Origin of the sequence: Pseudomonas orientalis (genome assembly GCF_001439815.1) — a bacterium.
GTDB classification, from domain to species: domain Bacteria; phylum Pseudomonadota; class Gammaproteobacteria; order Pseudomonadales; family Pseudomonadaceae; genus Aquipseudomonas; species Aquipseudomonas orientalis.
Genome location: NZ_JYLM01000002.1, coordinates 80,642 through 93,142, shown reverse-complemented (window position 1 = coordinate 93,142; position 12,501 = coordinate 80,642). Strand labels below are relative to the sequence as shown.

The 12,501-nt window shown below is 63.7% G+C and carries 11 protein-coding genes; 5 read left to right on the top strand and 6 right to left on the bottom strand.

From position 1 onward, the window contains the following. The first annotated feature begins 168 nt into the window (after positions 1–168). Complete coding sequence (locus tag TU82_RS04850; RefSeq protein ID WP_057721997.1) at positions 169–1,041, top strand: undecaprenyl-diphosphate phosphatase; 873 nt, start codon at positions 169–171, stop codon at positions 1,039–1,041. Here the strand turns inward: TU82_RS04850 and TU82_RS04845 are convergent. From TU82_RS04845 to TU82_RS04830, 4 genes are read right to left on the bottom strand one after another with little or no spacing between them, the layout of a single operon-like run. Continuing rightward, a complete protein-coding gene (locus tag TU82_RS04845; protein ID WP_231982747.1) occupies positions 981–1,868 on the bottom strand; it encodes a sugar phosphate isomerase/epimerase family protein in 888 nt (295 codons plus the stop codon). The genes TU82_RS04850 and TU82_RS04845 overlap by 61 nt on opposite strands. Before the next feature lies 1 nt (position 1,869). Continuing rightward, entirely contained in the window at positions 1,870–3,069 is a 1,200-nt protein-coding gene (locus TU82_RS04840) for an NAD(P)/FAD-dependent oxidoreductase (RefSeq protein WP_057721996.1), read from the bottom strand. Positions 3,070–3,071: 2 nt separating this feature from the next. Further along, on the bottom strand, positions 3,072–3,392 hold the full coding sequence (locus TU82_RS04835) for a MocE family 2Fe-2S type ferredoxin (protein WP_057721995.1): 321 nt from the start codon (positions 3,390–3,392) through the stop codon (positions 3,072–3,074). 33 nt (positions 3,393–3,425) lie between these two features. Continuing rightward, positions 3,426–4,517 carry a fatty acid desaturase family protein gene (locus TU82_RS04830; RefSeq protein WP_057721994.1) on the bottom strand — a complete coding sequence of 364 codons (1,092 nt, stop codon included), beginning with the start codon at positions 4,515–4,517 and terminating at the stop codon, positions 3,426–3,428. 161 nt (positions 4,518–4,678) lie between these two features. Here TU82_RS04830 and TU82_RS04825 point away from each other — a divergent pair, with 161 nt between their 5' ends. Next, the gene (locus TU82_RS04825) at positions 4,679–5,728 is read left to right on the top strand and encodes a LacI family DNA-binding transcriptional regulator (RefSeq protein ID WP_057721993.1); all 1,050 of its coding nucleotides are present in this window, start codon (positions 4,679–4,681) and stop codon (positions 5,726–5,728) included. 590 nt (positions 5,729–6,318) lie between these two features. On the opposite strand, the gene TU82_RS04820 is transcribed toward TU82_RS04825, so the two are convergent. Further along, positions 6,319–8,280, bottom strand: a complete 1,962-nt coding sequence (locus tag TU82_RS04820; protein ID WP_057721992.1) for a sigma-54 interaction domain-containing protein — start codon at positions 8,278–8,280, stop codon at positions 6,319–6,321. Positions 8,281–8,453: 173 nt separating this feature from the next. Between TU82_RS04820 and TU82_RS04815 the strand changes: the two genes are divergently transcribed. From TU82_RS04815 to TU82_RS04805, 3 genes are read left to right on the top strand one after another with little or no spacing between them, the layout of a single operon-like run. Continuing rightward, positions 8,454–9,458, top strand: coding sequence for a Gfo/Idh/MocA family oxidoreductase (locus tag TU82_RS04815; protein WP_057721991.1), 1,005 nt, complete (start codon positions 8,454–8,456; stop codon positions 9,456–9,458). Further along, positions 9,455–10,234: a TIM barrel protein gene (locus tag TU82_RS04810; protein ID WP_082631964.1), complete on the top strand. Its 780-nt coding sequence runs from the start codon at positions 9,455–9,457 to the stop codon at positions 10,232–10,234. Before TU82_RS04815 ends, TU82_RS04810 begins: the two co-directional genes overlap by 4 nt. An 18-nt stretch (positions 10,235–10,252) precedes the next feature. Continuing rightward, on the top strand, positions 10,253–11,179 hold the full coding sequence (locus TU82_RS04805; RefSeq protein WP_057721990.1) for a sugar ABC transporter substrate-binding protein: 927 nt from the start codon (positions 10,253–10,255) through the stop codon (positions 11,177–11,179). Between the two features lie 481 nt (positions 11,180–11,660). Here the strand turns inward: TU82_RS04805 and yghU are convergent, their stop codons facing one another. After that, a complete protein-coding gene (yghU, locus tag TU82_RS04800; RefSeq protein ID WP_057721989.1) occupies positions 11,661–12,488 on the bottom strand; it encodes a glutathione-dependent disulfide-bond oxidoreductase in 828 nt (275 codons plus the stop codon). Positions 12,489–12,501: the final 13 nt, after the last annotated feature.

The following is a 12,501-nucleotide window of genomic DNA, read 5'->3' as shown; positions in this document are numbered from 1 at the left end:
GGTGAAAAAACGCAGGGCGCCATTGTTCACAAAAGCGCAGGCCAGGCCAATACATTGCCCAACCTTTCTATTGGCTGAACCGATTGCAGATAGCGATCACCCTGGCCGAAATCCTGAAACATTTAGAATAAACTTCGCCGGTTATCCCTTTTTTCAAGGACACCTATTTTGACTAACGTCTGCTCCGCCGGCCTGGATGTGGGGTTCGCCTCCCTGGATTACCTGCAGATTTTCATCCTGGGGGTGATCCAGGGCATCACCGAGCTGCTGCCGGTGTCGTCCACCGCCCACATGCGCGTGGTGCCCGCCCTGCTCGGCTGGCAAGATCCGGGCTCGGCGTTTTCCGCTGCGATGCAATTGGCGGCGCTCGCGGCGGTGGTAATTTACTTCTGGCGCGACGTGCAGCAAGTGGCCACCGGCAGCATCAGTGCCGTACGCCGGGGCGACTACAACGACCGCTGGTTCAAGCTGGCGGTGGCGATTGTGCTGGCAACGATCCCGATCTGCATCGCCGGCCTGGTGCTGTCCTCGACCTTGAACACCTGCAACTCGCCGTTGCGCGGGCTGATGGTGATCGGGATTGCCTGTGTGGTGATGGCGGTGTTGCTGGCGGCGGCTGAACTGCGCGCCCGCCACACCCGCGACGTAAGCCAGATGCGTCTGCGTGATGCGCTGATCGTCGGGGTCGCGCAGATTGGCGCGCTGATCCCCGGCGTATCGCGTTCGGGCTCGACCTTGACCGCGGCGCTGTTCCTGAACTTTAAACGCGAAGAAGCCGCACGGTTCTCGTTCCTGCTGGGCCTGCCCGCCATTGCCCTGGCCGGTTTGAAAGAACTCTGGGTACTGCTGCACGCCGACATGCCCGCCCACGCCTGGCCGCATTTGATTTTCGGCCTGGTGGTGGCGAGCATTTCGGCGTTCTTCGCGATCTGGGGCCTGATGAAGTTTCTGGAACGCTTCTCCACCTGGCCGTTCGTGATCTACCGCGCGCTGCTGGGGGTGTTTTTGATTGTGGCGGTCAGCACCGGATTGCTGGCCTGATGCTGTGTTGTCGCCAGTGAGCGGTGCCACACCTGGCGAATCAATGCTTTGAGCTTCAGCGCCTCGGCCCAGCGATCAGTGAGTTCTCGGCCGTCCGCGCCGGTGATCGCGTAGGGCGGCGGGCCGAGTTCGCAGGTGAACGACAGGCTTGGGGGTGTGTCGGGGCGGGCCAGCCAGTCTTCGATCCCGTAGCGCCACCAGCCGGTAAATCGTTCCACCCACGGCTGATGCTGGGGGAAGTCCAGGCCAACCTGCACCTGTTCACTGCTGGCCACGCGCCCATGAAAGCCCCAGCTATGGCGCAGAATGGTGCGTATCTGCTCATCGTCATCGGCGGCGCCGGGTTCGGGCAATTCGCGCCCGACCACGTAGTGGGACAAGTCCGCGAGCAGTTTCAAGTCAGGCATTTGCGCCAGCAGGTCGAGGGTGAACAACAGGTCACTGGTCAGGCGATAGCGGTGGGTTTCCAGCAGGATCGGGAAATCCACCTGTTCGGCCAGGCGTTGCCAGCCCTCGATCAAGCGGCCCGCCTCGGCCTGGGTACGCGGACGCACGTCGGCTTGCAGGGTGAGGTGATGACAGCCGTAGCGGCTGATCACCTCCAGCGCGCATGCCAGGTCGTCCACCGTCTGCGGGAACAGTTGGCCTTCGATCTGCAAGCCGCGCGCGGCGGTGGCCGCGTGCAGGCGTGCAACCTCGGCGGCCTGCCAGTAGTGATCGGTGACACCATCGAAACCGGCGGCGGCGATGCGGTCCAGCTGCGCCTCGAGCGGGCCGGGTTCGGTGTGCATCGCCCATAAGGATTGAAATACCAGCAATTGGCGCATATCAGCCTCGCAGCCATTGTTTGAGAGAAACAGCCGGATCAGCCAGGGCAGCCGATGACAACGGCACACGGGCGGCGATCAGGCGTTCGCACAGCTTGATGTCCCTGGCCACGCGGTTGCCCGGTGCCCAACCGCAGGCGCCCTGTAACAGCCCATGGTCATCGAGGTAGAACAGCAGCAGGCCGCCCTCGGGCAATGCCCGGCTGACCACGTTCGGCGTCATCACACCGACCGTCTGCAAACCCCAGTCATACTGGTCGGACCAAAACCCCGGCACGGCCTCGAAAGGCAATGCGCGGCCGAGCAGATTCAAGGCCGCATGCCGACCCTGGGCCTCGGCGTTGCGCCAGGTTTCCTGGCGCTGGTAGAGACCGCCGAGACGGAACTCGCAGACGTCCCCGGCCGCGTAGATATCCGCCGCGCTGGTGCGCAACTGCGCGTCGACACGAATGCCCTGCCCCACGTCCAGCCCGGCCGCCGCCGCCAGTTCGAGATTGGGTTGCATGCCGATGCCGACCACCACCAGGTCGCACGGCAGCGTTTGCCCGTCCATCAGGTGCACAGCGTCGGCCTCGATGGACGCCACCGTGACATTCAAGCGTACGTCCACACCCTGCTCGCGGTGCAAAGCCAGCAGCGCGTCACTGATGATCGCCGGCAATACCCTGCCCGCCAGGCGTGGCCCGGCTTCGAGCAGCGTCACCGCACAGCCCAGGCCGCGCGCGGTCGCCGCTACTTCCAGGCCGATAAAGCCGCCGCCGACAACCACCAGCCGAGTACCGGGGCGTAACTGCTCGCGCAGGGCCAGGGCTTCGTCATGGGTGCGCAGGTAAAGCACATTGCACTGCGCCTGCGGCAGACGCCGCGCACGGCCGCCGGTAGCCAGCAGTAGTCCGCTGTAGGGCAGCCAGCGGCCATCGGCCAACTGCAGCCGATGCTGCGGCGGCGCCAGCCGGCTGACCGCGTTGCCCGCGATATGCTCGATACCCAGCTCGGCCAGGCGCACGCTGTCGCACAGGCTGCACCCGGCCAGGTCCTGGCTGCCTTGCAACAGGCCCTTGGACAGGGGCGGTCGTTCGTAGGGCACATGGGGTTCGTCGCCGATCAGGATCAGCCGACCGCTATAGCCTTCTTCGCGCAGGGTCAACGCCGCACGGCCACCGGCATGGCCGGCGCCGACGATAATCAGGGGTACGTCCATCATCAGGCCGTGACGGCGAGCAGCACCCGCCCCGCTTCGACCCGTACCGGGTAGGTTTGCAGATTGACGCACACCGGCGCGCCCAGGGCCTTGCCGGAGCGGTAATCGAAGCGCCCGTTGTGCTTGGGGCATTCGATCACATGGTCCATGACCAGGCCGTCGGCCAGGTGGATTTTTTCATGGGTGCACAGGCCCGCGGTGGCGAAAAACTCATTCTCGGCCGAGCGAAATACCGCGTAGGTGTGCGCCCCATGGTCGAAGCGCAGCACGTCTTCTTCGTCTATGTCGCCCACGGCGCAGACGTCGATCCATTGATCGTTCATGTTTTTTTATCTCTTATTAAAGGGAAACGAACTTCAGCCGGCAGAAACTTCTGCGTGCAGAGAGGCTGGGGCAGATTCAGGCTGCCGTCGGATCGGACGCTGGACGAAATAGGTCGGATCGCTGCGCTGCTTCCAGACCGTCGGGAGGATCTCCTTGTACGCCGCCCACAGATTGGCGTAAGGCGGCGGGCAGTCGCGACGGATCTCTTCGTGCAATTGCGCCAGTGCGTGGTATGGCACCATCGGGTACATGTGGTGCTCGAGGTGGTAGTTCATGTTCATGTAGATAAAGCGCAGCACGCGGTTCATGTAGATGGTGCGGCAGTTGCTGCGATGGTCCAGCACGTCTTCGGCCAGGCCCACGTGCTGGGTAAGGCCGAACAAGTAGCCAAGCCAGGCGCCATAGATGCTCGGCAAGCCCACCAGCATCAGCGGCAGCCAGCTGTGCAGGTACAAGGCGCTGCCGATGATCAGCGCATAGAGGCCCACCCAGATGCGCGCGGCGCGAAATACCTTCGGCCATTCGGATTCGGGGATGAAATCCCGTTCCTGGGCGCTCATCCGGCCGATGGCATGGCGCGCCACGCCACTGAAGGTCTTCCACGCCAGGGGCAGATTGAACAGGCTCAGGAACATCATCAAAAAGCTCGGCGGACGCGGCTCGACGATCTCCGGGTCGCGGCCGACGACGATGGTGTCGGTGTGATGCCGGGCATGGCTCCAGCGCCACACATGGGGTTCGAAAATGCACATGAAGCTCGCCACCTGGTACAGCGCGTCATTCATCCAGCGGGTCTTGAACGCCGTGCCATGGCCGGTTTCGTGCCAGCGCGGATTGGAGGCGGTGCCGTAGAGCACGCCATAGGCCAGGAAGAACGGCACACAGGCCCAGGAGCCCCAGAACCAGTAGCCGCCAAAGCCGGTTGCGAACAACGCCGCGAACCAGATGACCGTGTCGACCAGCGCCGGGCCGTCGCGGCGCTGCATCAGTTCCTTCATGCGTTTGCGCGGTACCGGCGACTGATACCAGCGGGCCGAGACCAGGCCTTTTTCCGCGGCGCGGGCGGCCTCGGGGCCGGTCAGGCTGTAGTCGCGCCGGGCGCGGTGAGCGGTGTGTTCAGGCATTGTTATTATTCTCCGCAGCGGGTGATTTCAGAAACGTTGCGAAACCAACCATAGAGCGCGGCTAAATCACCCTCAAGGCCTTGAATCCATTCCCTATCAAGCTATCATCCAGGCCCAGCGGGGCTTGATAGTTTTCTATCAAGACGCTCAAGGGGCTCGTCATGACCAACCATAAACGCCCGACCATCGCCACCGTTGCCGCCCACGCGGGCCTCAGCGTAGCCACCGTCGACCGCGTGTTGAACGCCCGCGCACCGGTCAATCCGCAAACCGCCGAACAGGTGTTCCAGGCCGCCGAAGCCGTGGGTTATTTCGCCGCGCGGCTGATCGGCCAGCGCATTCGCGAACGGCGCCCGACCTACCGCTTCGGCATTCTCCTGCTGGGCACCGCCCAGGCGTTCTATGCCAACCTGGCCCAGTCCATCGGCGACGCGGCGCAGCATCACGCCACGGCCAACCTGAGTTGCCAGTTCGACTACATCAACGACCGCACGCCCAGCGCCATCGTCGCGCAGATAGAACAGCTGGCCGTGCAGTGCGACGCCCTGGCGGTGGTCAGCTTCGCCCATCCGCTGATCAATGCCTGCCTTGCGCAAATCCGCGAAGCCGGCGTGCCGGTGGTGGCATTGCTTTCGGACATTCATGAGCAAGCCCTGGAACCGTATGTGGGCCAGGACAATCACGTCGTCGGACGCACCATGGGCTGGCTGTTGGCGCGCACGTGCGGCGCGCGCAAAGGCAGCGTGGGCATTCTGCTCGGCGGCCATCGTTTTCTCGGCCACCAGGCGCGGGTCGAAGGCCTGCACAGCTACCTGGCCGAACACGCGCCGGGGCTCAAGCCGCTGGAACCGCTGATCAATCTGGACAACTGCGACATCACTGAGGAGGCCACCCTCGACCTGCTCAGCCGCCACACCGACCTGCGCGGATTGTGCGTAGTCGGCGGTGGCGGCGACGGCGTGATCAGCGCCCTGGCGCAACTGCCCAAGCGCCCGGCGTTGTGCTGCATCCTGCAGGAGTCCACCGAGTTGTCGCGCCAGGCGCTGAGCCAAGGGTTGATCGATGTGGTGATGGACTCGCAACCGCGCCAGACGGCGCTGGCGTTGGTGGAGTTGCTGGTGCAATTGCAGAGCGCCGAGGGGTTCGATGCAATACGGCATCGGGTGCATATCCCGCCGCACATTGTCACCTCGGAAAACCTGGGCACCTGAGACATGTTCAGTAAAATGTGGGAGGGGGCTTGCCCCCGATGGCGGCCTCAGGACCGACCAGGATGTTGGATCAGATCGAGTACATATCCGTTTCTTCGGTAAAGGCTACTTAGGGTTCCGCTTTTACAGCGGCTCACTTTTGAAAAGCGCAAAAGTAAGCAAAACGCTCTTGCCCCACCACTCGGCACCTCGCCCAGGCTCGGTGTGCCCGAACGCAGGCTTGAATCCGTGGGCCGCCGCAATGGGCCATCCATGGCCCAGTGCGGCTAACCCGGCGTCCTGCCGGGTTACCCACGAGTTCAAGCCTGCGTTCGGCCAGCGTGGTTTAACGGGGCGCCTGAGATCAAAAGCAAAAGCGCGGCGGCCTTAGAGCCGACCGGTATCTTTTGCCGATCCGCGATCCAAATGTGGGAGGGGCGGTGCGACGATTCGACTTGCCCCCGATGGCTGTGTGTCAGTCACTGATGTGCTCACTGACTCTCCCTCATCGGGGGCAAGCCCCCTCCCACATTTTGACCTCGGAACGTCAGGTAAATACGCATCGGCTGTCCGGCCGTCACGGGAGCAAGAGCCCTCCCCTGAGTAACCGTTCACAGGCCGCGAAAATCCCCGGCACTCAACCCAAACCGATTCATCTTGTTGTACAGCCCGCCCCGGGACACATTCAGCTGCCGGGCGGCCAGGCGGATATTGCCACCGGTGTTTTTCAGCGCGGCGACGATGGCGTGCATTTCGTGGCTGCTCAAGTTCTGGGAGGGTTGCGGCACATAGGCATGGGCCAATGAACGAGGCTTGCTGTCCAACGGCAAGTCACTCACCTGGATCAACTCACCCATGGCCAGGTTGGTCGCCCGTTCGATGGCGTTTTCCAGCTCGCGTACATTGCCCGGCCAGGCATGAGCGCAAAGCACGGCCAGCGCGTCCGGCGCGAAACCCTGCACCGACTTGCGCAACGAGCGCGCGCAGCGCTTGAGGAAGTACCGCGCCAGCAGCGGGATGTCGTCGCGGCGCATCCGCAGCGGCGGCACCGTCAGGTTCAGCACATTCAGGCGGTAGTAGAGGTCTTCGCGAAACGCACCTTCGGCGACTGCCTGGCTGAGATTGCGGTGGGTGGCGGCGATGATGCGTACATCCACCTGGCGTGCACTTTTTGCGCCGACCCGCGCGACTTCGCCCTCCTGCAACACCCGCAACAGGCTGACCTGGGCATCGAAGGACATGTCACCAATCTCATCCAGGAAAATGGTGCCGCCATCGGCCAGCTCGAACTTGCCCGCCGAGCCGCCACGGGCCGAGCCGGTGAACGCGCCCTCGACGTGCCCGAACAATTCACTCTGCACCAGGTCCCGTGGAATCGCGCCGCAGTTGACCGCCACGAACGGGCCGTGGCAACGCTCGCTGGCGTTATGAATAGCCTGGGCGAACAACTCCTTGCCGGTGCCGCTTTCCCCGAGAATCAGCGTGGTCGAATCACTGCGGCTGGCGATGCGCCCCAGGTGCAGCGCGTCCTGGATTGCCCGCGAGCTGCCCTGGATGGTGTCGAAGGTATAACGCGCCTGGGTGCCGACAAGGCGCCGGGTGATTTCGCGGATGCGGCGGTTTTCGCGCAGCGACACAATCACCCCGCCCTGCTCCAGTGGGCACACCGAGACCAGGCAGGCGAGTTGGCTGCGGTCGTGCAGGTGGAACGTGCAATCCAGGTCGCGCACAGCCTCGCCCAGCGCCTCGCTCAATTCACTGCGGCCCAGGTGCTGGAAAGGACTGCCAATCAGCTCCAGTCCCACCCCGAACAACTGCCGGGCATAGCGGTTGAGCGCCTTGATGCAGCCGCGTTCATCCACCACCACGAGGCCTTCGTTGAGCACCTCGAGCACGGTCTGCTGTTCTTCCAGCAGCGCCTGCAGCGCCATCTGCCGCGACACAGCTTCCGCGGCCGCCTGCACGGTGCCCAGGGTATGAAAGTGAAACCAGCCGGGTTCGGCGGTGAGTGTCAGCACGGCCAGGGTCTGGCCCTGGGCATTCTTGATCGGCGCGGCGGCGCAGTGCATGCGGCGTTGACGCAGGCCGACCGCGAAGTTTTCTTCGGCCAGCACATACACCAGGTGATCTTCAGCCAGCGCCAGGCCGGTGCAGTTGGTGCCCTGGACCGATTCGAGCAGGCGACTGCCCACGGGGGTGATATCCAGCCCGCAGAAATACAAGGTGGTGCCGTGGGCATCAGTGAGGTTGATATGCCCGCGCAGGTTGTACGCCAGCAAGCCCTGCATGACTTGCGCGGCGGCGGCGATCAGCACGCGGTGGCTGGCCAGCGTGGCCGTCAGGCGGTCGGCGGCAATGAAGCGGTACGCGCTGTCGACGGGGTCGATGCCGGCCTTGACGCTGCGCCGCCAGGAATCCCAGATCGTTTGACGCACCTTGTCCGGGCGCTGCACCTGGCCGCGCAGGCAGGCCTGCCACGCCTGCTCCAACGCCGCGACCGGGCCATCGTTGAGCGCAGCGGGCCCGAGCGTCGTCAGGTAATCGAGGTCTTGCGCACTGATTGCCAGGCTCATAAGGGGGGTCCATGTTCATGTTTTCGACATGTCAGCATAGACATGTCATTTAAATGAACACTTTATTTTTTAAACTCTATAGATATCAGTTATTTACATTCTGGCACAGCCTTTGCTCTTGCCCCTTTGCCAGCCAGGATTGTCCTGAGGCCAACAATAAAAAGGGGTCATACATGAATACCAAACGCATTCGCCTGGGCTTGATCGGCGCCGGTCGCATGGGCAGCTTCCACGGCCTTACCGCCGCCAGGCATATTCCCGGCGCCTGCCTCGCCGCCATCGCCGACCCGACCCCAGGGCAAGCCGCACGCCTGGCGGCGGAGCTGGGTGTGGACAAGGTCTACACCGACCCACAGCAGTTGCTCGACGACCCGGACATCGACGCCATCCTCATCGCCGCCCCCGCCCGCAGCCATGCGGAACTGGTGATCAGCGCCGCCCGCGCCGGCAAGGGGATCTTCTGCGAGAAACCCATGGCCATCACCCTCGATGAAGCCGACCGCGCCATCGCCGCCGCGGCCGATGCCCGTGTGACCCTGCAGGTCGGCTTCAACCGGCGTTTTGCCAAGAGCTTTCGCAGCGCCCACCTCGACGTTGCGGCAGGACGCATCGGCACCCCGCAGTTGCTGCGCTCACTGACCCGCGACCCGGCGCTGAACAACCCTGGCGCCTCACCGCAATGGGTGATTTTCCTGGAAACCCTGATCCACGACTTCGACACCCTGCGCTACCTCAACCCCGGTGCCGAAGCGGTGCAGGTGCACGTAATGGCCGACGCCCTGATCGCCCCGGAATACAAAAGCCGAGGCTTGCTCGACACCGCCGTGGTCACGATCCGCTTCGATAACGGTGCCATTGCCACCGCCGAAGCCAGCTTCCAGGCCGTGTATGGCTACGACGTACGCGGTGAAGTGTTCGGCAGCGCCGGCATGCTGACCATGGGCGGCGTGCAGGCATCCGACCTTGTGCGCTACCAGGCCCCAGGCATCCAGGCCGACACCCAGCGCCTGGACACCGACCTGTTGCGCGACGCCTACATCGCCGAGCTCAACCACTTTGTCGACTGCCTGCGCAGCGGCGCCAAACCCCTGGCCAGCGGCGAAGATGCCCGCGCCGCCCTGGCGATTGCGCGCGCGTGTATCGAGTCCTACGAGCAAGGCACGGCGGTGAGCCTGTGATCCCGTTCAAGCTGGCGGTCAGTGCCGAGATGGTGTTCCTTGACCTGCCGTTCGTGGAGCGGGTCAAACGCATTCATGCTCTGGGTTTCAGCGCCGAAATCTGGAGCTGGACAAACAAGGACATCAACGCCCTGGCCGCGACAGGCGCGGACTTCACCTCGATGACCGGCTACATCAGCGGCACGCTGACCGACCCTGACGGTGTCCGCCACTTGCTCGACAGCGCCCGCCAATCCTTGCGCGTTGCCGAGCGCCTGAACTGCCCCAGCCTGAATCTGCACGGTACCGGCCTGGGTGACGGCGGCCTGCCGGTGCAGCCCGTCAGCCGGACCACCGGGCGCATGTGGCTGAGCGCCTGCAAGACCCTGGAAAGGATCGCACGCCTGGGCGAGGACGCCGGCCGCGTGTTCCTGCTGGAAAACCTCAACACCGAGGTGGACCACCCCGGCACCCCGTTCGCCCGCGCCGACGACACCCTGGCCCTGATCGAAGCGGTGGGCAGCGCGCACCTGAAGATGAACCTGGACCTGTACCACGCGCAGATCGGCGAAGGCAACCTGATCGAACTGATCCAGCGCGCAGGCCCCGCCATCGGAGAAATCCAGGTGGCCGACGTGCCCGGACGCCAGGAGCCCGGCACCGGCGAAATCCACTACCCGGCGATTGCCAGGGCGCTGCATGCCATGGGCTACAGCGGCGTGGTCGGCCTGGAAGGTTGGGCCAGCGGCGACAGCGACAGGGCCCTGGAGCGTTTCCGCCAAGCGTTCACCCTATAACAACAAGAGGAACACCTCATGCATCGCTATTCATTGATCGTGGCCACACTGCTATTGCTGTTCAGTCAATCGAGCTTCGCCGCGTATCGCATCGGCGTGAGCATCGCGCGGGTCGACGATAACTTCATGACCTACGTGCGCACCGGTCTTGAAGCGGCCGCCACGCAACAGGACGTGCAGATCCAGTTCGAGGACGCCCAGGGCGACGTGGTGCGCCAGCTCAACCAGGTCGAAGGCTTCCTCAACCAGAACGTCGACGCAGTGATCGTACTGCCGGTGGACACCGCCGCCACCGCCAACATCACCCGTGCCGCCGTCGCCAGCAAAACCCCGCTGGTGTACGTCAACCGTCACCCGGATGAGCGCACGTTGCCCAAGGGTGTGGTCACCGTGGCCTCCAACGACATTGAAGCCGGACAATTGCAGATGCGCTACCTCGCGCAAAAGCTCGGCGGCAAGGGCAACGTGGCGATCATCATGGGCGACCTGGCGCAAAACGCCACCCGCGACCGCACTGAAGGCGCCAGGCAGGTGCTCAAGGACTTTCCCGGCATCAGGATCGTTGAGCAGCAAAGTGCCGAATGGCAACGCAGCAAGGCCATGGACCTGACCAGCAACTGGCTGTTGGCGGGCACGCAGTTCGATGCGATCGTGGCCAACAACGATGAAATGGCGATTGGCGCGGCCATGGCTTTGCAGCAAGCGGGCAAGGCCAAGGGCGAGGTGGCGATTGTGGGGATCGACGGCTTGCCCGACGGGCTGGCGGCGATCCGGCGCGGCGTGCTCAGCGCATCGGTGTTCCAGGACCCCAAAGCCCAGGCGACCCAGGCGGTACAGGCAGCAGTGCGGATGATCAAGGGCGAGCCGATTGAGTCGGAGGTGTGGGTGCCTTTCGAGCTGATCAAGCCCGAACAGGTGGCCGTCTTCGAGCAACGCTACAAATAAATCGAAGGCAAGTCCCCTCCCACAAACAACGTATCCACGATGCGAAGCGAGCCGCTCTTGATCTTGCTTTTGATCTTAGGCGCCCCGTTAAACCACGCTGGCCGAACGCAGGCTTGAATCCGTGGGTAACCCGGCAGGACGCCGGGTTAGCCGCACTGGGCCAGGGATGGCCCATTGCGGCGGCCCACGGATTCAAGCCTGCGTTCGGGCACACCGAGCCCAAGCGAGGTGCCGAGTGGTGGGGCAAGAGCGTTTTGCTTACTTTTGCGCTTTTCAAAAGTGAGCCGCTGTAAAAGCGGAACCCTAAGTGGCCGTCACCTAAATAATGGATATGTACTCGGTCTGATCCAAGATACTTGCCAGCCCAGAGACCGCCATCGGGGGCAAGCCCCCTCCCACATTTGGACCTCGGAGCGTCAGGTAGATACCCGTCGGCTGTCAGGCGGTCACAGGAGCCCCCCCTCCCACACTTGGATTTCACTCAGTCCAGATCACGTGCATCATGGCGCTCGGCCAACTGATCGTCGCCCGACACCCGATTCACCCGCCGCCCGCGCTGCACCGCCGGCCGCGCATCGATCGCATCGGCCCAGCGCAGCACATGCTTGTACTCATGCACCGAGAGAAACTCCGCCGCCCCATACAACCGCCCTTTCACCAAGCCGCCGTACCAGGGCCAGATGGCGATATCGGCAATGGTGTATTCATCACCGGCAATGTACTCGCTCACCGCCAGGCGCTTGTCCAGCACATCCAGCTGACGCTTGGCCTCCATGGCAAAGCGATTGATCGGGTACTCCATCTTGCTCGGCGCATACGCATAGAAATGCCCGAAGCCGCCGCCCAGATACGGCGCGCTGCCCATCTGCCAGAACAGCCACGACAGGCACTCGGCACGTGCCGCAGGTTCGGAGGGGAAGAATGCACCGAATTTCTCGCCCAGGTACTGCAGGATCGCGCCCGACTCGAACACGCGGATCGGCGTCGCGCCGCTGTGATCCATCAACGCCGGAATCTTCGAGTTCGGGTTGACGCCCACGAAGCCGCTGCCGAACTGGTCACCGTCGCCGATCTTGATCAGCCAGGCGTCGTATTCGGCGCCGGTGTGCCCGAGGGCCAACAACTCTTCGAGCAGGATGGTGACCTTCTGCCCGTTGGGCGTGGCCAGGGAATACAACTGCAAGGGGTGCTTGCCCACCGGCAACGCTTTTTCATGGGTGGCGCCGGCGATGGGCCGGTTGATGCTGGCGAAGGTGCCGCCGCTTTCGGCGTCCCAGGTCCAGACCTTGGGGGGTACGTAGTCAGTCATGCTCAGTGCTCCT